16 protein-coding genes are annotated in these 18,382 nt (G+C 66.0%); 9 read left to right on the top strand and 7 right to left on the bottom strand.

The features are described 5' to 3' along the window. Positions 1–8: 8 nt before the first annotated feature. The gene (gene ligD / locus OKW39_RS02630) at positions 9–2,825 is read left to right on the top strand and encodes a DNA ligase D (protein ID WP_429561990.1); all 2,817 of its coding nucleotides are present in this window, start codon (positions 9–11) and stop codon (positions 2,823–2,825) included. 87 nt (positions 2,826–2,912) lie between these two features. Further along, positions 2,913–3,215 carry a hypothetical protein gene (locus OKW39_RS02625; protein ID WP_429561989.1) on the top strand — a complete coding sequence of 101 codons (303 nt, stop codon included), beginning with the start codon at positions 2,913–2,915 and terminating at the stop codon, positions 3,213–3,215. A 25-nt stretch (positions 3,216–3,240) separates the two neighbouring features. On the opposite strand, the gene OKW39_RS02620 is transcribed toward OKW39_RS02625, so the two are convergent. Then, positions 3,241–4,209, bottom strand: a complete 969-nt coding sequence (locus OKW39_RS02620) for a LysR substrate-binding domain-containing protein (RefSeq protein WP_429561988.1) — start codon at positions 4,207–4,209, stop codon at positions 3,241–3,243. 112 nt (positions 4,210–4,321) lie between these two features. Here OKW39_RS02620 and OKW39_RS02615 point away from each other — a divergent pair, with 112 nt between their 5' ends. Then, a complete protein-coding gene (locus tag OKW39_RS02615) occupies positions 4,322–5,338 on the top strand; it encodes a zinc-binding alcohol dehydrogenase family protein (protein ID WP_429561987.1) in 1,017 nt (338 codons plus the stop codon). Positions 5,339–5,571: 233 nt separating this feature from the next. Further along, entirely contained in the window at positions 5,572–6,120 is a 549-nt protein-coding gene (locus OKW39_RS02610; protein ID WP_090804681.1) for a DUF6013 family protein, read from the top strand. A 69-nt stretch (positions 6,121–6,189) separates the two neighbouring features. Here the strand turns inward: OKW39_RS02610 and OKW39_RS02605 are convergent, their stop codons facing one another. Further along, the gene (locus OKW39_RS02605; protein ID WP_090804683.1) at positions 6,190–6,996 is read right to left on the bottom strand and encodes an ABC transporter permease; all 807 of its coding nucleotides are present in this window, start codon (positions 6,994–6,996) and stop codon (positions 6,190–6,192) included. Further along, entirely contained in the window at positions 6,993–7,733 is a 741-nt protein-coding gene (locus tag OKW39_RS02600) for an ABC transporter ATP-binding protein (protein WP_429561986.1), read from the bottom strand. The genes OKW39_RS02605 and OKW39_RS02600 overlap by 4 nt, the downstream gene beginning before the upstream one ends. Before the next feature lie 170 nt (positions 7,734–7,903). Between OKW39_RS02600 and OKW39_RS02595 the strand changes: the two genes are divergently transcribed. After that, on the top strand, positions 7,904–10,387 hold the full coding sequence (locus OKW39_RS02595; RefSeq protein WP_429561985.1) for an AsmA family protein: 2,484 nt from the start codon (positions 7,904–7,906) through the stop codon (positions 10,385–10,387). A 149-nt stretch (positions 10,388–10,536) separates the two neighbouring features. Here the strand turns inward: OKW39_RS02595 and OKW39_RS02590 are convergent, their stop codons facing one another. Continuing rightward, entirely contained in the window at positions 10,537–11,028 is a 492-nt protein-coding gene (locus OKW39_RS02590; RefSeq protein ID WP_090804689.1) for a hypothetical protein, read from the bottom strand. 68 nt (positions 11,029–11,096) lie between these two features. Here OKW39_RS02590 and OKW39_RS02585 point away from each other — a divergent pair, with 68 nt between their 5' ends. From OKW39_RS02585 to OKW39_RS02570, 4 genes are all read left to right on the top strand, one after another. After that, a complete protein-coding gene (locus tag OKW39_RS02585) occupies positions 11,097–11,270 on the top strand; it encodes a hypothetical protein (protein WP_167368651.1) in 174 nt (57 codons plus the stop codon). A 143-nt stretch (positions 11,271–11,413) separates the two neighbouring features. Further along, the gene (locus OKW39_RS02580) at positions 11,414–13,024 is read left to right on the top strand and encodes a sensor histidine kinase (RefSeq protein WP_429561984.1); all 1,611 of its coding nucleotides are present in this window, start codon (positions 11,414–11,416) and stop codon (positions 13,022–13,024) included. Between the two features lie 80 nt (positions 13,025–13,104). Further along, positions 13,105–13,257 (top strand): hypothetical protein, encoded by a 153-nt coding sequence (locus OKW39_RS02575; protein WP_167368652.1) that lies wholly within the window; start codon positions 13,105–13,107, stop codon positions 13,255–13,257. Positions 13,258–13,285: 28 nt separating this feature from the next. After that, positions 13,286–15,259 (top strand): response regulator, encoded by a 1,974-nt coding sequence (locus OKW39_RS02570; RefSeq protein ID WP_429561983.1) that lies wholly within the window; start codon positions 13,286–13,288, stop codon positions 15,257–15,259. A gap of 123 nt (positions 15,260–15,382) precedes the next feature. Here the strand turns inward: OKW39_RS02570 and mscL are convergent, their stop codons facing one another. The 3 genes from mscL to argE form a co-directional block, all read right to left on the bottom strand. Beyond that, complete coding sequence (gene mscL, locus OKW39_RS02565) at positions 15,383–15,829, bottom strand: large conductance mechanosensitive channel protein MscL (RefSeq protein WP_090804694.1); 447 nt, start codon at positions 15,827–15,829, stop codon at positions 15,383–15,385. A 99-nt stretch (positions 15,830–15,928) separates the two neighbouring features. Further along, the gene (locus OKW39_RS02560) at positions 15,929–16,963 is read right to left on the bottom strand and encodes a threonine ammonia-lyase (RefSeq protein ID WP_090804696.1); all 1,035 of its coding nucleotides are present in this window, start codon (positions 16,961–16,963) and stop codon (positions 15,929–15,931) included. A gap of 89 nt (positions 16,964–17,052) precedes the next feature. Further along, entirely contained in the window at positions 17,053–18,285 is a 1,233-nt protein-coding gene (gene argE, locus OKW39_RS02555) for an acetylornithine deacetylase (protein ID WP_429561982.1), read from the bottom strand. Positions 18,286–18,382: the final 97 nt, after the last annotated feature.

Genomic DNA, 18,382 nt, shown 5'->3' with positions numbered 1-18,382 from the left:
TCATCGCCATGAACGACCGGCTCGAGCACTATCATCGCAAGCGCCGCTTCGAGGACACGCCGGAGCCGGCCGGCGCGACGACCCGCGAGCGCGCCGCGAGCAAGACCGGCAAGCGCGCGACGCGTGCCGCGCCCGATACGCTCTCCTACGTGATCCAGGAGCACGACGCGCGGCGTCTGCACTACGACTTCCGGCTCGAACTGAACGGCGCGCTGCTGTCGTGGGCGGTTCCGAAGGGGCCGAGCCTCGACCCGTCGGTCAAGCGGCTCGCGGTGCACGTCGAGGACCATCCGGTCGAATACGGTACCTTCGAGGGCGAGATTCCGCCCGGCAACTACGGCGCGGGAACCGTGATTGTGTGGGATCGCGGCACATGGGAGCCGGCGGGCGGCGCGGCCGAAGCCGCGCGGTCGTATGCGGCCGGCAAGCTCAAGTTTCATTTGCACGGCGAGAAGCTACATGGCGGCTGGACGCTCGTACGGAGCCACATGCGCGGCAGCGGCGACAAGGAGCAATGGCTGCTGATCAAGGAGCGCGACGAGGAAGCGCGCGACGAAAGCGACTACGACGTGCTGAAGAAGCTGCCGGGCAGCGTGCTGGCCGACGGGGCTTCGAAAGGCAGGAAAACGAAGCAATCGACAGCGCAGACGAAAACCTCGCGCGACGGCAAGGCCACGAGCGCGGGCAAGCCGGCGAAATCCGCATCCTTGCGCCGCGCAGCCGATCCCAAACGCCCCGACATCGTCGCGACGCGCAGCGCGCAGTCGCTACGCGAACTCGCCGCATCGCCATCGATCGAAGGCGCGGTCGCAGCGGCCTTGCCCGCGAGCCTGAAGCCGGAGCTGGCGACGCTCGTCGACAGCGCGCCGCCAGGCGATGACTGGCTCTACGAAATCAAGTTCGACGGCTACCGCGTGCTCGCGCGCATCGACCACGCGTCGAAAGCGAAGGGCGGTCCCGTCAGCGTTTTCACGCGCAACGGCAACGATTGGACCGCAAAGTTCAGCAAGCAGATCGAGGCTCTCGCGGCACTCGATGTGCAAAGCGCGTGGCTCGACGGCGAAGCGGTCGTGCTCGATGAACGCGACGTGCCGAACTTCCAGTTGCTGCAAAACGCGTTCGATGCGCATCGCCCGCAGGACATCGTGATCTATCTGTTCGATCTGCCGTTTCTGAACGGCTACGACCTGCGCGACGTGCCGCTCGAACAGCGCCGCGCGATTTTGCGGGCGCTGCTCGAAGGCGTCGACGATCGCGTGCTGCGCTTTTCGAACGACTTCGCGTTCAGCGCCGACGAGCTGCTCAAGAGCGCGTGCGATATGGCGCTCGAAGGCATCATCGGCAAGCGGCGTGACAGCAGCTATGTGTCGAGCCGCTCGCCGTCGTGGATCAAGCTGAAGTGCCGGCGCCGCCAGGAGTTCGTGATCGGCGGCTATTCGGAGCCGGGCGGCAGCCGCTCGGCGTTCGGCGCGCTGCTGCTCGGCGTCTACGACGCCGATGGCCGGCTGCAGTACGCAGGCCGCGTCGGCACCGGCTTCGACGCCGCGCTGCTGCGCTCGGTCAAACAGGCGCTCGACGCGCACGCGAGCAAGCGCATGCCGTTCGCGAGCACACCGCGCGAGCGCAGCCGCACGCCCGTGCATTGGGTCGAGCCGGTGCTCGTTGCCGAATGCAACTTCGCCGAATGGACGGGCGACGGCATCGTGCGCCAGGCGTCGTTCGTCAGCCTGCGCGACGACAAGCCGGCGCGCCAGATCGTCAGGGAAACCGCTCGACAAGGAGCCGACGTGCAACAGCAAACCGAAACCGCCACCGCCGATACGCCACGAACAGGCGCGCCGAAAAAGCGCGCAACCAGCAAGACCGCCAGTGCCGCCAGGCCCGCCGCCAAGGAAAGCGCGCCCGCCCGAACCACGGCAACACGCTCGCGTGCACAGAGCGAAATCGCCGGCGTGCGCATCTCGCATCCCGATCGCGTGATCGACAAGAGCAGCGGCGCAAGCAAGCTCGAACTGGTGCAGTACTACGAATCAATCGCCGAATGGATGCTGCCGCATCTGCGCGAGCGGCCCGTCGCGCTGGTGCGCGCGCCGGAGGATATCGGCGGTGAGCTGTTCTTCCAGAAGCACAGCCAGAAGCTGTCGATTCCGCACGTCACGCAGCACGAGGGACTCGATCCGGGCCATCCTCCGCTGATCACGATCGACACGCTCGCCGCGCTGGTCGGCGCCGCGCAGATGGGCACCGTCGAGTTTCATACGTGGAATGCGGTCGCGTCGAATATCGAAAAGCCCGATCGCATGGTGTTCGATCTCGACCCGGACCCGTCGCTCGGCTGGGAACGCATGGTCGAGGCCGCGCAACTGACCCGCTCGCTGCTCGACGAACTGGGCCTGAAGTCGTTCTGCAAGACGAGCGGCGGCAAGGGCTTGCACGTGGTCGTGCCGCTCGCGAAGCAGGCCGGCTGGGACGAAGTGAAGGATTTCTCGCAGGCGGTCGCGCAGCACATGGCGACGACGCTGCCGCAGTACTTCAGCGCCAAGATGGGCGCGCAGAATCGCAAGAAAAAGATTTTCATCGACTATCTGCGCAACAACCGTGGCTCGAGCACGGTGGCCGCATTCTCGGCGCGCGCGCGGCCGGGGCTCGGGGTGTCGGTGCCGCTCGCGTGGGACGAACTGGAGAGCACGACGAGCGGCGATCAATGGGGCATCCGCAACGTCCACGAGCGCGTGGACGGCCTCGGAAACGACCCGTGGGCCGGCTACGCAAAGACGCGTCAGCGCATCACCGCGGCGATGAAAAAACGTCTGGGCGTCGCGTGATGAGCGCGCGTCCGGGTGGCTGAATCCAACCCGCGAATGCGCCGTGCGTACTTGGCGCGCGAACGCGCTTCGCGAAGGAGCAATGCAATGAAGACCCTGCCGCAATCGACCGATGGCGACGCGCAAGCCGACCCGCACGCGAACAAGGATCCGAAGTCGTTGCAGGAAGCCGCGGCGCCGCTGCCGCATGAAGCCGACCAGCATCCCGAGTCGCAGCACGAGGACGAGCCGCGCCATGTCGGCAAGCAGGCACATGACGACATCGCGCATGGGCAGCTGGATACCGACCGCCGCGGCGGCGGCGAGTATCAGCAACGCACGCAGAACGACGCGCATGCCGATGTGAACTCGGATCGCAAGCAGGGCGGCGCAAAGGTCGGCAAGCGCTGACGCGGCGTAGCGGGCATCGCGCCGCCTACGCGCCCGCCAGGCCAACCGGCTCGCGATCCCAGTACGGCGGATCGCCAAAATGCGCGGCGACGAAGTCGATGAAGGCGAGCGTCTTCGGCGGCACGAACGCGCGGCTTGGATACACGGCCCAGATCGCGACGTCGTCCGCGAGAGGATAGCTGTCGAGCACGCTGACGAGTTTGCCGCTGCGCAGATAGGGCGCCACGTCCCATGTCGATTTCAGCGCGATGCCGAAGCCCGCGAGCAGCGCGTCGCGAATCACCTCGCCGTTATCGGTGACGAGGCGTCCGCTCACGCGCACGTCGAGCGGGCCGGCGGGCGTCACGAAGCGCCAGTCGCGCTGCGCCGACAGGATGATGCACTCGTGCCCCGCGAGATCCGACGGATGATGCGGCGTGCCGCGCGCGGCCAGATAGGCGGGGGCCGCGCACAGCACGCGGCGGTTGACCGCGAGCCGCCGTGCGACCAGCGACGAATCCTTCAGCACGCCGACGCGAAGCGCGACATCGATTCCCGCGTCGACCAGATCGACCACCTGATCGGTCAGGCGCAGATCGACGCTGACCCCCGGATAGCGGCGCAGAAACTCGCTGATCACCGGCGACACATGCTGACGCCCGAACGACGACGGCATCGACACGCGCAGCCGTCCCTGCGGCTCGGCCTGCGCGCGGCCGACCGATGCGCGCGCTGCGGCGGCCGCGTCGAGCAGCGCCTCGGCGCGCGTCATGAACACTTCACCGTCCTGGGTGAGGCTGATGCGGCGCGTGGTCCGATGCAACAAACGCGCGCCGAGGATCTTTTCGAGGTGTGCGATCCGCGCGCTCGCGACCGCCGCCGAGAAACCGAACTCGCGCCCGGCCGCCGACACGTTGGCGAGCAGCGCGGCACGCACGAACAACGCGACGTCGAGCAGATCGAGCCGTTCGCGTTCGCTGGGCACGGACCGGCCGGCCGGGCTTGAATCGTCCATTATTCTGAAAAACCAAAAAATGATTCAGTGATTATGGCTGTTTTATCAGAATAAGAACCATCCTACGATACGAGTCATGCGTGCACATCAACCGAACCCACAAGGAGCAGCCATGAAAGCCGTCGGACTCTACCGTTATCTGCCCCTCGATCACGCCGAAGCGCTCGTCGACGTCGAGATCCCGAAACCCGAAGCGACCGGCCGCGATCTGCTGGTCAAGGTCGAAGCCATTTCCGTGAACCCGGTCGACACCAAGGTGCGCGCGCCGAAAGACACCGTCGAAAAGACGCCGCGCGTGCTCGGCTGGGATGCGGCCGGCACTGTCGTCGCAGCTGGCCCCGAGGTCACGCTGTTCAAGGTCGGCGATCCGGTGTTCTATGCGGGCAGCATTACGCGGCCGGGGGCCAACAGCGAGTTTCATCTGGTGGACGAACGGATCGTCGGACACAAGCCGGCGTCGCTCGATTTCACGCACGCGGCCGCATTGCCGCTGACCGCGATCACTGCGTGGGAAGCATTGTTCGATCGCCTCGGCGTATCGCCGCAGGGCGCCGACGCAGGCCGTACGGTGCTGATTTTCGGCGGGGGGGGCGGGGTCGGCTCGATCGGCATCCAGCTCGCGAAGCAGCTCGGCAAGCTGCAGGTGATCGCGACCGCGTCGCGGCCCGAATCGGCGAAATGGGCACGGGAGCTCGGCGCGGATCACATCGTCGATCACTTCGGCGATCTGCCCGCGCAGATGAAGGAGATCGGCATCGAGCAGGTCGACTACGTGCTGATCTTCAACGACACCGACCGTAATTTCCCGGCCGCCGCGCAACTGATCAAGCCGCAAGGCGGCATCTGCACGATCGTCGAGAACAGCGCCGCCGTGCCCGTCGAATTGCTGAAGGCGAAGAGCGCCGCGTTTCACTGGGAGTTCATGTTCACCCGCTCGATGTTCGGCACGACCGACATGATCGAGCAGCACAAGCTGCTGACCGAGGTCGCGCGGCTCGTCGATGCCGGCACGTTGCGCACGACGCTCGGCCAGGACCTCGGCCGCATCAACGCGGAGAATCTGCGTCGCGCGCATGGGTTGCTCGAAGCAGGACGCGCGATCGGCAAGCTGGTGCTGACCGGCTTCTGAGATGAAATCGACGCGCAGAAAGCGCGTCGCCGCAAGCGGGTTAACACCCGGGCCGACACGACACGCGCGGCAGCGCGCTTGGCGTTAGACTGACGACGCAGCATGCCAAAACGGTTGCGTGTCTTGCGGCGAGGCCAGCCGGTATGAACCGGCCGGCCCTCGGCAGTGCGTGAACAGTGCACAGGCAGTCGCGTCGACGCGAGCGCGCAGCGGCACAACAACGAGGTGACAGTATGAGCTTCAGCTTCAAACTCTCCGCCGTTTCCGTTGTCGCTTCTCTCGCCTGCGCGCTCGTGCCGGCTGCTCGCGCAGCCACGCCGATCACGGTGACCAACAAGGCCCCGCTCGACGGTCCGATCCGCTACACCGTTCGCGTCACGTCGAAACAGTTCGGCAATTCCCAGGAGACCCGCACGATCCGCTCGGGCGAATCGGACGACTTCACGTGGAAGACCGTGCCGCCCGGCGGTCCGGTGGCCGCGACGGACGCATGCCCGGACTATGCGTCGCTGCCGGTCGACGAGAATGGCGCGATGATCCGCCAGACGCAGATCCGCTTCTCGCCGGTGGTGTCGAGCGACGGCACCGCGGCCGTCCAACTGAACTTCCAGGCGCAGACGCCGCATGGCGTGAAAACCGTGACGAGCGGCGGCAAGACGCTCAAGTGTCCGAACGATGTGAGCGTGAGTCAGATCGTGCGTTTCACGATGCCGGTCAACGGCACGACGAAAACGCTGACGCTGACCGACGGCACGGAGATCGCCGTCACCGCGAAGCGGTGAAGGTTCGAGCGTGCGGCGTGATGGCCGCGTGCGCGAGCGTAGCACGCGCTAGCGCGTCATCCTTGTGCGTCATTCTTTGCGTGCCTCACGCTCGACGAGCCGCGCCGGCAAGAACTGATGCTCGGCCGAAAAGAGCCGCCGGTACGTGAGCAGCACCGCGCCCACGGTCCCCAGCGCCGACGCCGCCGCGATCAGAAACATGATGACGATCTGATAGCGCACCGCCTGCAATGGCGACTGCCCGGCCAGCACCTGACCGGTCATCATGCCCGGCAAACTGACAACGCCGACCACCGCCATCTGGTTCAACGTCGGCATCATGCCCGCGCGCACCGCCTGGCGCGCCGGCGCCTGCGCGGCCTCCCAGCGTGTCGCGCCGAGCGCGAGCGCCATATCGACGCGGTCGCGCCGCGCGGTCAGCTCCTCGGTCATCCGCTCGATGCCGAGCGATACACCGGTCAGCGTGTTGCCGAGGATCATGCCGAGAATCGGAATCGCATATTGCGGCGCGTACCACGGATGGATGCGGATCACGACGAACAGTCCCACCGCGGCCACGAGCCACGAGCTGACCCAGATCGACAGCACGCTGTCGGCGCGTTGTCCGGCATAGGTGTGGCTGCCGCGCTGCGCGCCTGCGAAACCGGCGATCAGCGTCATCACGATCATCAGCGGCAGCACCACGTACCAGCGAGCGAAACTGAACACCCAGCCGAGCACATAGCCGATCGCGAGCAACTGGACCACGGTGCGCACCGCCGCCCATGCGAGCTTGCGCTCGAGATCGAGCTTCAGCGCGACCGACACCGCGCCATTCACGACGATCAGCAGCGTCGCGATCGCGACGTCCCACAAGCTCAGATTCTGCAGGCTCATTGGCGGGGCTCCCGACGCTGGTCGGCGGGAGCGCGTTGGTCCGCATCGCGCCGCACGCAAGTGTGTTCGGCCAGTACGCCGGCGCGCATCGTCAGATGCCGTTCGCTCATGCGTGCCGCCTGCTCGACATCGTGCGACACCCACATCGATGCGTGAGCGCCCGGCGCGGCATCGAACCACGCCTGCACGAGCGCTTCGATCGCGCGCGACGACGCCGGATCGAGCGATGCGGTCGGCTCGTCGAGCAACAGCACTTCGGGCGCGAGTTGCAGCACGCGGATCAGCGCGGCGATCTGCGCTTCGCCACCCGATAATTCGCTTGCGCGCTTGCCGAGAAAGTCCTCGCCGCGGCCGGCCTGCATCGCGAGCCTGGTCGCGCACGCGCGATCGAAGCGCGCGTCGCGATATGCCCGCAGCGCAAACGGATAGCGCAGATTGTCTTCGACGCTGCCGTCGATCAGCGCGGGCCGCTGCCGGATATACGCGATTGCGCGCCGGTAGCGCGGAATCCGCGCACGCTCGAGCGGCGCGCCATGCCACAGGATGCGCCCCGCATCGACCGGATCGAGCAGCGCGAGCGCGCGCAGAAACACGCTCTTGCCGGAGCCGGACGGTCCGGTAATCGCGACCCGCTCGCCGGCGCGCAGGGCGAAGGTGGTCGGCTGCAACAGCGTCTGGCCGCGCTGCGCATCGCGCCGTACGATGCCGTCGGCGAGGACGAAGGGAACATCGGTCATGGTTGGAACGCCGTGGGGAGGGTGTGCCGGTGGGGCTGTCGGTAAAGCGTGCGCCATGATAAAGCGACGAGGCGCAACAGCGCACGACCGACGCGGCGATTCATGCTCGCGCGCCAGGTACGATAACTGCTGCACGGTGCATAACGTGGAACAACACGCGGAGCTTTTCAATGGCAGGGTCGAGCGGCACCGGACGACGGGTCGGAAAAATCTTTGCATGGCTGCTGGCGGCGCTCGTGATTCTGATCGTCGCGCTCGTCATCTTCATCCTGAGCTTCGACTGGAACCGCGCGCGGCCTTACATCGACGACAAGGTCAGCCAGGCGATCGGCCGGCCGTTTGCGATCAACGGCGACCTGAAGGTGGGCTGGCGTCATGCGGTCGGCGAGACCGGCTGGCGCGGCTGGGTGCCTTGGCCGCGCTTTTCGGCGGCCAACATCGCGATCGGCAATCCCGACTGGACCAAACAGCCGCAGTTCGCGACGCTCGACGAAATCGACTTCGAGGTCGAGGTGCTGCCGCTGCTCGCGCACGACATCGAGATTCCGGCGATCAACCTCGTGAATCCGTCGGTCGATCTGGAACGTCTTGTCGACGGGCGCAATAACTGGACCTTCAAGCTGCCGTCGTCGAGCAGACCCACCGAGTGGAAGCTCGATCTGCACGATATCGCGTTCGCGAAGGGCAACATCGCGCTGTCGGATCAGCAGAAGAAGGTCGAGGTGCAGATGGTCGTCGATACGCTCGGGCAGCCGATCCCGATCGGCGACGCGCTGAAGCAGCAGGAAGAGGCCTCGCGCAGCGCGTCGGCTCAGGCCGTCGGCCGGGCGGGCGCGCGCCAACTCGCCGCGCAGGCCGAGGCAGAGGCGGCCTCGGAGGCGAAGGCGGCTTCCGCAGCGGCGGCTTATGAAGCGGCGGCGCAGGCGTCGGGCGCATCGGGCGCATCCGCAACGTCGGGCGTGGCCGCGAGTTCCGGCGCGCTCGCGACGAGCGGCGCCGCCGCACCGGCCGAAACCACCAGCGGGAGCGCCAGCCCGGCCGCGGCTGTCTCGGGGGCGAGCGGTACCGCACCTGGCGCCAGGCGCGCGACGCCGCTTTATGCGATCGGCTGGACCGTCAAGGGCACCTACAACCGCACGCCGGTGTCGGGCAGCGGCAAGCTCGGCGGCGTGCTCGCGCTGCAGGACGCGAACCGGCCGTTCCCGGTGCAGGCCGATGTCAAAGCCGGCGATCTGCATATCGCCTTCGTCGGCACGCTCACCGATCCGGCGCATCTCGGGGCGCTCGATCTGCGCCTCTGGCTGCAGGGCAACAGCATGGCGCGCCTGTATTCGCTGACCGGCGTGACCTTGCCCGAGACCCCGCCGTACGCGACCGAGGGTCGTCTGATCGGTCAGTTCAAATCGAGCGGCAACGTGTTCACGTATGAAAACTTTACAGGCCGGGTCGGCGGCAGCGATCTGAACGGTTCGTTGACCTATACCGGGCGCGAGCCACGTCCGCTGCTGCAGGGCGAACTCGAGTCGCATCTGTTGCAGTTCTCGGATCTCGCGCCAGTGATCGGCGCCGATTCGAGCGCGAGCAAGGCGAGGCGCGGCGACGCGGCCGCGCAGCCGAGCAACCGCGTGCTGCCGGTCGAGGAGTTCCGCACCGACCGCTGGAAGGCGATCGACGCCGACGTCAAGTTCACCGGCCGGCGCATCATCAAAAACGCGAACCTGCCGATCACGGATCTGTACACGCACGTCGTGATGACCGACGGCGTGCTGTCGCTCGTGCCGCTGAAGTTCGGCGTCGCGGGCGGCTCGCTCGCGTCGGATATTCATCTCGATGGCAGCGCGGCGCCGCTGAAGGGCCGCTTCGCGATGTCGGCGCGGCACGTCAAGCTGAAGCAATTGTTCCCGACCTTCAAGACGATGCAGAACGCGCTCGGCGAGATCAACGGCGATGCGTCGCTGTCCGCGACCGGTAATTCGCCGGCGGCGCTCGCGGCGACTTCGAACGGCGAGTTGAAGGCGCTCGTGACCGAAGGCACCGTGAGCCGTCTGCTGATGGAGGCGGCCGGGCTCAACGTCGCGAACGTCGTCTATGAAAAGCTGTTCGGCACTAGCAACGTGAAGATCAACTGCGCGGCCGCCGATTTCGTCGCGACCGACGGCGTGCTCGAAGCGCGCGTGTTCGCGCTCGACACCGGCGACGCGGTGATCATCATCGACGGTCAGGTGAATCTGCGCGACGAGACGATGGACCTGGGCGTGCATCCGCATACGAAGGGCTTCCGGGTCTTTTCGCTGCGCTCGCCGCTGTACGTGAAGGGCACCTTCAAGGATCCGCACGTCGGCGTCAATGCGGCCGCGCTCGCGTTGCGCGGCGGCGCGGCGGTCGGGCTCGGGCTGATCAATCCGTTCGCGGCGCTGATCCCGCTGCTCGCGCCGAGCAACAACAAGCCGCTGCCGTGCGCGCGATTGCTCGCGCAAGCGCGGCAGATGCCGAAGGCGCCGCCGCCGGGCGTCAAGCAACAGCCGAAGGCGCCGATATCGCTCGAGGGCGCGCCGGTCAACAAGTCTTCGGGCGGCGCATCGTCGCCAGCCGCGGTGGATCGTAAGCCAGCGACGTCGTCGCCGGCGAGCGCGGCCGAATACAAGGGCAGCTGAAGCGCGGCGAGCGCGTCGATGATGCGATCGCCGAATCAACGGCATGATGCCGCGTGAGGAACTGCGCGCGGTTGCCGTCGAGCCAGGGTTTCGATGAAGCGAAGAGAACGACCTGTCAGCAGCCCTGAACTTCAGGGTGCCCGATTGGCTTATCTGAGCGAACGTGGGGTTGCATCGCCCGACGCATCCTGGCGACGCACGCCGCGCCGGGTACCGATTCGTGTCGCGCCGAACTCCGTCAGAATCTTGCCGCGCGCACGGCTCGCGAACACGAGGAAGCCGAAGCCGTCGGCCTCGTACCAGTAGCCGCCGTTCTCGAGACCATCGAGCGGCTGCTCCAGCGCGTTGGTAATGGATTCGAGGCAGCGCCGCCGCAATTCGGCTGGTGCGGGGTAGGGCGGCTGTGCGCCGCGCACACTGCATAGAAGCACGTCGAGTCCGGGCAGCACGTGTGCATAGAGCACCGGTTCGTCCTGCGCGCGAGCCCGCGCAATCTTGGTGTCGAGTTGACCGAACGGCTTGAAATGCCGCAGAACCGCGAGGAACGACTCGTCGCCGTCCACCTTCGCGCGCCTACGCTTTTTCGGGAAGGACATAAAAATTCGCCTGAAAAAGAATTGCAAGAATCGCTGCGTCTTCATGCGACCACTCCCGGCTTTCGCGCGCCGCACGTCGATGTTTTATAGCATACGACAAGGCCGGATTCACGATGATTCGACGCTACCGCATCGCCCCACCGCCTCCCGCACGAATCATGCCGAACCGCCTCGCCGCGCGCATTCGCATCCCAGCACACCTTGTCTCCATCATAGACGCAGGCGGCGCGGAAAAAACATCCCATCCCAATAAAAAAGTCATTTTTGTGTGGTCGAGCGCCTGCTGACGCGTCGTTGAAATATCTCTGATTCACGTCGATAATGGCCCGTCCAGCCGCGCGGCGCCCGCCTTGCAGGGCGCGACGGGTGCGCGCGAGCCCCGCCGTTCGAGTGACAGCCTGAACCACAGCCTGAACGCCCTGACGGAACCATGAAACTATTCACCAAAGGTCTGCTGCTGATCGCGATACCGAGCGTGGTCGAACTCGCGCTGCTCGGGGTCGTCTTCGATACCCAGGAGCGGACCGCGCAGGCCGCGCGATGGGTCGACAACAGCAAGCAGATCCTCTACGAGTCGTCGGCCATCGTCGATCCGCTGCTGCGTCAGGCCGCCCGCGTGCGCACGGCGATGGTGACGGGCAGCGCCTCGCTGATCGACCGCCATGCGGTGTGGGTCGACCTGAATGACCGGCTCGCGAAGCTCGATGCGCTCGTCGCCGAAACGCCGGCCCAGGCCGAGCGCGTGCGCAGCATGCGGCACGCGATCGACGCGTATCGCGAACAGAGTGTCGCGATCTCGCAGGCGTTGCACGAGGGGCGCAGTCTACGCCCCTATATCGCGCTCGAAACCGGCGAGTTGCCGGAGCAGATCGCCGTGTTCCGCGACGAGTTGGCCCAGTTCGGCGCGGCGGCGTCGGAGCTCGACGTCGAGCGCTCGAGCGCGCTCGGCGAGCGGCGCGAGCTTCAGCAGCGCGCGCTGATCGCCGCGGTGTTCGGCTCGATGTTGATCTGGGCGGTCACCGCCTTCGGGTTCGTGCGCGGCATCGGCCAACGCCTCGAAGTGCTGACCGATAACGCCGAGCGGCTCGGCAGCGGCCGGCCGCTCGCGGCGCCGTTGTCGGGCAGCGACGAAATCGCCGCGCTCGACACGGTGCTACATCAGACCGATGCGCGTCTGCGCGAGGCGGAAGCCGGGCAGGAGGCGCTGAAGACGGAGTTCGAAGCACGCGCGCGCGAACTGGCGGCCGTCAATGAGGAATTGCGCCAGGAAACGCAGGACAACGAGATGTTCATCTACAGCGTGTCGCACGATCTGCGCTCGCCGCTCGTCAATCTGCAGGGGTTTTCGAAAGAGCTGCACGTGTCGTGCGACGAACTCGACGTGCTCGTCGGACAGGCTCGTCTGCCGGAGAACGAAGCACGGCGCATGACGCAGATCCTCGATGGCGACGTGCGCGAGTCGTTGCACTATTTGCGCACCGCGGTCGCGCGCGCGGCGGCGATCATCGACGCGCTGTTGCGCATCTCGCGCGCGGGACGGCTCGAATATCAGTGGCAGCGGGTCAGCGTCGAGCGCGCGGTGGCGCGAGTCGTCGATGGGCTGCAAGGCACGATCGACCACCGCGCCGCGAGCGTCACGGTGCGCGAGCTGCCGCCCGCATGGGGCGATCCGGCGGCGGTCGAGCAGATCTTCAGCAATCTGATCGGCAATGCGCTGACTTTCCTCGATCCGGCGCGCCGCGGGCGCATCGAGGTCGGCGCGCTCGCGCCCGAACCCGTCGACGAAAGCGAGCCGCGCGCGGTCCGTATGCGCATCTATTACGTCCGCGATAATGGGCTCGGCATTCCGGCCGTGTATCTGTCGAAGGTGTTTCGCGCGTTCCAGCGTCTGCACGGGGACGTCGCAAGCGGCGAGGGGATCGGCCTCGCGGTGGTGCGGCGCGCGGTCGAGCGGCACGGCGGGCGCGTCTGGGTCGAATCGGCCGAAGGCGCCGGATCGACCTTTTTCGTGGTGCTGCCCGAGCAGCCGGCGCGCCTCTGAGCGCGGCGCACGCCGGCGGGGGCACCGTCGCAGCCCTTCTCCCGGCGGCATGGATGACGAATCGTTGGCACGGAGAGCCTATGAATCACGCGCAAGCGGTCAGCATCGTTGTGATCGAAGACGACGACGGCCACGCGACGCTCTCGGCTTTTTCCTGCAAGTGGTCAAACTGCCGCCGGGGCAGCGGCTCGCGCCGCCTTGAAGCTGTCCGAAAGCCGTTCATGACAAGATGAGCACCGTACCGAGCCGGAGAGCACCTGCATGATCGAAGAAGTGTCCACGCCGCACGCCGCCTATGTGCTCGTCGTCGATGACGACGAGGGCATCTTGCGGCTCGCGCGCAAGTCGCTCGAACGCGCCGGCTGCCGGGTGACGATCTGCGCCGGCGTCGAGGCGGCCCGCGAGCGGCTCGCGAGCCGCGCCCCCGAGCTGCTCGTGCTCGATTATCAGCTGAGCGGACCGGAGACCGGGCTCGATTTCTTCCGGCGTCTGCGCGCGGAGGGCGTGCCCATTCCGGCGATCCTCGTGACCGGCTTCACCGACGAGTCGCGCGTGATCGAAGCGCTGCGCGCGGGCGTGTCCGACGTGGTGCCGAAGTCCGGCGACTATCTCGACTATCTGCCAGAGGCCGTGGAGCGCGTGTTGTCGCAGGTGCGGCTGCAACGCGCGTCCGACGAAGCGCTGCTGCTGCGCGATCGCGAGCTGCATTACCGCACGCTGTCGGAGACGTTGCCGCATCTCGTGCTGACCTGCGACGCGGCCGGCGATTGCGACTTCCTGTCGAAGCAATGGTACGACTACACCGGCTTGCCCGAACATGGCTCGCATGGTCTCGCGTGGCTAGAGGCCGTGCATCGCGACGATTGCGAGCAGATCCGGCAAAGCTGGCTGAAGGCCGTCGCGAGCCGCAGCGGCGACTATCGGCACGAGATGCGGATTCGCCGCCACGACGGCGAGTACCGCTGGTTCGACGTGCGCGTGGTCGCGATGCGCGATGCCGATGGCAACGTCAGCAAATGGTTCGGTAGCTGCACCGACATCCACTCGCAGCGCGAGGCGATCGAGGAGCGCGAGCGACTGCTCGAGTCCGAGCAGGCCGCGCGCCAGGCCGCCGAAGAAGCGAATCGCGCGAAGGACCGTTTTCTCGCGATGCTGTCGCACGAATTGCGCACACCGCTCACGCCGGTGCTCGCGGGCGCGAGCGTACTCGAGATGATCCCGGAACTGCCGGAGCAGGCGCGTGCGAGCGTGCGCATGATCCGCCGCAACGTCGAACTGGAGGCGCGGCTGATCGACGATCTGCTCGATCTGACGCGCGTCGCGAACGGCAAGCTGCGGCTGTCGCTGGAGACCGTCGACGTACACGAGGTGATGGACAGCGTGCTCGAACTCTTTCGCAGCGAAATCCAGGTCAAGCAGCAGGACGTGCATGTCGAGAAGCACGCGACGCATCACTACGTGCTCGCCGATCGCGCGCGGCTGCAACAGATGCTGTGGAACCTGATTCGCAATGCCGCAAAGTTCACGCCGGACGGCGGCCATATCTATGTGCGCACACGCGACGAACGCATGCAGGTGCAGATCTCGGTCGAAGACACCGGCATCGGCATCGAGCCGGAGCAGATCGGCAAGCTGTTCAATGCGTTCGAGCAGGGCGACCAAAGCACGACGCGGCAGTTCGGCGGCCTGGGTCTCGGTCTCGCGATCACGAAGGCTTTGACGGACGTGCACGGCGGCACTGTGACCGCGCGGAGTCCCGGTCCGCATTGCGGCGCGACCTTCACGATCACGCTGCCGACTGCCGCCGCGCGGGCCACCGCGCCGCCGGTCATCGTGCCGAGCAACCTGCAGCCGGCGAGTTCGCTGTCCGTGCTGCTGATCGAGGACCATGCCGACACCGCCGACGTGATGGCCCAATTGATGCGCGGCTTGGGTCATCAGGTGACGGTGGTCGGGCGGGTCGACGATGCGCTTGCCGCGACGCAGTTGCACGGGTTCGATCTGGTTGTCAGCGATGTCGGATTGCCCGATGGCACCGGTCTTGATTTCGTCAAGGCGTTTCGCGAACATTCCGACGTGCCAGCCGTCGCGCTGACCGGCTTCGGCACCGACGAGGACGTGCGCCGCTGTTTGAGCGCGGGCTTTACATCGCATCTGACGAAGCCTGTCAATTTCGGCCAGCTCGAAGCGATGATCGAAAGTGCGGCGCAATTGAAGGCGCAAAAGGAAGGGTAAGGCTCGATAAAGCGCAGCGCGCTGAAGGCAGCGTGAAAACACAAAGGCCTGTCGCGACGCCGATCGCAACAGGCCTTTTGATTTCACTGGCTCAGGCCGTCCAACCCGAGCTTGATTCGACGATTAACGCTGCTGGTTGTTCAGCGAATCGCGGATCTCGCGCAGCAGCAGCACGTCTTCCGGCGGCGGCGGCGGCTCCGCCGGCGCGGCTTGCGGCTCCTTGCGCAGTTTGTTGATGAATTTGACCATCAGAAAGATGATGAACGCGAGAATGATGAAGTTGATCGTCGCGGTAATGAATGAACCGTAACCGAACACCGCCACGCCACCTGTCTGCAGGTCTTTATACGATTCGGGGTTGCCTTTGTAAGTGGCCGGAATATGGCCCAGGCGAACGAACAGATTGGAGAAATCGAGGCCGCCGGTAGCGACCCCGACAACCGGCATGATCAGGTCTTTAACCACGGAATTGACAATGGTGGAAAACGCGCCGCCGATAATCACACCGACCGCCAGATCCATCACGTTGCCTTTGAGGGCAAATTCTTTAAATTCCTGGATCATGCTCATGCCTACACCTCCCTGATGTGAATAGCCGAATCATACCAACCTGAAGCGGATAGGCTAGTGCTTTAGCCGCAAGGCAACAAGCGCATCTGCTGCGCGTCGCTAATGAGGAAACTGTGACTCGCTATGGCGCGCGCGCTCCAGATGCGCGGCAAAACTGACCGGGTCGATATTGGCACCGCACAGCAGCACGCCCACGCGTTTGCCCTGCAACTGTTCGCGCAGCGGTCCGAGCAATCCGGCCGTGGCGGCCGCGCAAGCCGGCTCGACCGCGAGCTTCAGCTGATTGAACAGGATCAGCATCGCCTCGCGCAACTGGTCGTCGGACACGGTGACGATCCGATCGACATGGCGGCGGCACAGCTCGTAGCTGTATTGCTCGGTATGCGGCGACATCAGCGAATCGGCGATGCTGTGCATGTGGCCCATTCTGACCGTATGGTTGGCGGCAAAACTCTTACTCATCACGTCCGAGCCTTCGGGTTCGACGCCGTACACGTGCACGTTCGGATTCGCGAGCCGCAGCGCGGTGGAGACCCCGGCCGCGAGTCCGCCGCCGCCGATCGGCACGATCACCGCTTCGAGGTCGGGCGTTTGCGTGGCCCATTCGTAGCCGAGCGTCGCCGAGCCGAGCACCGTGCGATAGCCGTTGAACGGATGCACGAAATAGCGGCCTTCCTCGGCCTCGACGCGGCGCACCAGTTCGAACGCTTCGGCGAGATCTTCCGCATAGACGATGTCGGCGCCGTACTCGCGGCACAACGCGACGCGGGCCGGATTCGCCGCGCTGAACAGCACGACCTTGGCGCTGACGCCGAGGCGCATCGCCGCATAGGCGACCGCCACCGCGTGATTGCCGCCCGACACGCAGGTGACACCCGCGCTCTTTTGCGCGTCGTCGAGCGCGAGCAGGTTCGTGAAGGCGCCGCGCGCCTTGAAGCTGCCGCCCGCCTGCAGCAGCTCGAACTTGAAATTGACGACGGTGCCGCGCAGCGATGAGAAGTCGAGCCGGTCGAACACCGGCGTGCGCGCGACCCAGGGCGTCAACGCGAAGTGCTGCGCGGCGATGTCGTCGAGCGTGGGGATCGGCTCACCGTCGATCGTGTGATCCGTGTGCTGAGGCATGGCGCTGGACATGGCGGTCGCTCCGGAGTCGTCGATGTCGCTGAGGCCCGTGGCTCGGCGCGCAGGTTCACTGCGGCTGCGCGCCGCTGCAACGAAACGGGCTAAGCGGCCTCGACCGACATGCTGTGGATGAACTTGCGCAAGAAGCGCTCGCACGCGACGAGCTGCGCGAGCTCGACGAATTCGTTCGCCTTATGCGCCTGCTGGATGTCGCCGGGGCCGCAGACGATGCTCGGAATCCCCGCGTTCGAAAACAGGCCGGCCTCGGTGCCGTATGCGACCTTGCGCTTGTCCTGGTCGGCCGTCAGTGCGCGGACGAGCTGCGTGATCGCGGCCTGTTCGGACGAATCGAGTCCGGGCGCCGCGGCGATCTTCGTGATCTCGATCGCGGCCGACGGATGCTCGCGCAGCATTTTCGGCAGCAGCGTTTCGCGCGCGTAGCTGTCGATGCGCGCGAAGATCTGCTCGGGATCGAGCGTCGGCAGATTGCGGAACTCGAACTGGAACTGGCATTCGGCCGGCACCGTGTTGATTGCGTTGCCGCCCGTGATCGTGCTGGTCTGCGCGGTGCTGAACGGCACGTCGTACAGTTCGTCGAAGGGGCCTTGCGCGCGGAACTGGTCGGCCATGTCGCGGATGTAGCAGATCAGGCGAGCCGCGTACTCGATCGCGTTCAAGCCGTTCGGCGTCAGCGACGAATGCGCGGCCTGGCCGCGTACGCAGCACTGATACGCGTTGATGCCCTTGTGCGCGATGATCGGGCGCATGCTGGTCGGCTCGCCGACGATGCAGCCGTCCGGCTTCACGCCGCGCTTCATCAGATCGGCGATCAGAAGCGGCGCGCCCACGCAGCCCACTTCCTCGTCGAACGACAGCGCGAGGTGGATCGGCTTCGCGAGCTTCGTGCGCTGCATGTCCGGCACGAGCGCGAGCGCCGCGCCGATGAAGCCCTTCATGTCGCAGGTGCCGCGGCCATAGAGCTTGTCACCGCGAATCTCCGGCTTGAACGGATCGCTGTCCCATTGCTGGCCGTCCACCGGCACGACGTCGGTGTGGCCCGACAGCACGACGCCGCCGTTCGTTTCGCCGTCGTGCGCGGGAATGGTCGCGAACAGGTTCGCCCATTTGCCGCCCTTGCCGTGCGTCAGCGTCGCGTCGATACCGACCGCGCGCAGTTCGTCGCGCACGGTTTCGATCAGGCCGAGGTTTGGATTGCGGCTCACCGTGTCCATCGACACGAGACGGGTGACCCAGGGCAGAGATATCGGAGAAGCGGGGGACGTGGAGGAGGCGGACGACTGCAACGATTGCGCTGTTTCAGCGACGTGAGACATGACATGACTCCAGCGTTTTGTGTCTATCGATCATATCCCAAATTGCATTTTCGTCAGGATGTCCAAAAAGCCGGGCTCGCGTTGGCGCAGCGCAGCA

Origin of the sequence: Paraburkholderia sp. MM6662-R1, from assembly GCF_050436245.1 — a bacterium.
Lineage (GTDB): Bacteria > Pseudomonadota > Gammaproteobacteria > Burkholderiales > Burkholderiaceae > Paraburkholderia > Paraburkholderia tuberum.
The sequence above is the reverse complement of the archived record's forward strand: the minus strand, read 5'-3'. Positions and strand labels throughout refer to the sequence as shown.

Coding starts and splice junctions, on each gene's coding strand:
- ligD (WP_429561990.1), top strand. CDS start 9: ATGAACGACCGGCTCGAGCACTATCATCGCAAGCGCCGCTTCGAGGAC.
- OKW39_RS02625 (WP_429561989.1), top strand. CDS start 2,913: ATGAAGACCCTGCCGCAATCGACCGATGGCGACGCGCAAGCCGACCCG.
- OKW39_RS02620 (WP_429561988.1), bottom strand. CDS start 4,209: ATGGACGATTCAAGCCCGGCCGGCCGGTCCGTGCCCAGCGAACGCGAA.
- OKW39_RS02615 (WP_429561987.1), top strand. CDS start 4,322: ATGAAAGCCGTCGGACTCTACCGTTATCTGCCCCTCGATCACGCCGAA.
- OKW39_RS02610 (WP_090804681.1), top strand. CDS start 5,572: ATGAGCTTCAGCTTCAAACTCTCCGCCGTTTCCGTTGTCGCTTCTCTC.
- OKW39_RS02605 (WP_090804683.1), bottom strand. CDS start 6,996: ATGAGCCTGCAGAATCTGAGCTTGTGGGACGTCGCGATCGCGACGCTG.
- OKW39_RS02600 (WP_429561986.1), bottom strand. CDS start 7,733: ATGACCGATGTTCCCTTCGTCCTCGCCGACGGCATCGTACGGCGCGAT.
- OKW39_RS02595 (WP_429561985.1), top strand. CDS start 7,904: ATGGCAGGGTCGAGCGGCACCGGACGACGGGTCGGAAAAATCTTTGCA.
- OKW39_RS02590 (WP_090804689.1), bottom strand. CDS start 11,028: ATGAAGACGCAGCGATTCTTGCAATTCTTTTTCAGGCGAATTTTTATG.
- OKW39_RS02585 (WP_167368651.1), top strand. CDS start 11,097: ATGATTCGACGCTACCGCATCGCCCCACCGCCTCCCGCACGAATCATG.
- OKW39_RS02580 (WP_429561984.1), top strand. CDS start 11,414: ATGAAACTATTCACCAAAGGTCTGCTGCTGATCGCGATACCGAGCGTG.
- OKW39_RS02575 (WP_167368652.1), top strand. CDS start 13,105: ATGAATCACGCGCAAGCGGTCAGCATCGTTGTGATCGAAGACGACGAC.
- OKW39_RS02570 (WP_429561983.1), top strand. CDS start 13,286: ATGATCGAAGAAGTGTCCACGCCGCACGCCGCCTATGTGCTCGTCGTC.
- mscL (WP_090804694.1), bottom strand. CDS start 15,829: ATGAGCATGATCCAGGAATTTAAAGAATTTGCCCTCAAAGGCAACGTG.
- OKW39_RS02560 (WP_090804696.1), bottom strand. CDS start 16,963: ATGTCCAGCGCCATGCCTCAGCACACGGATCACACGATCGACGGTGAG.
- argE (WP_429561982.1), bottom strand. CDS start 18,285: ATGTCTCACGTCGCTGAAACAGCGCAATCGTTGCAGTCGTCCGCCTCC.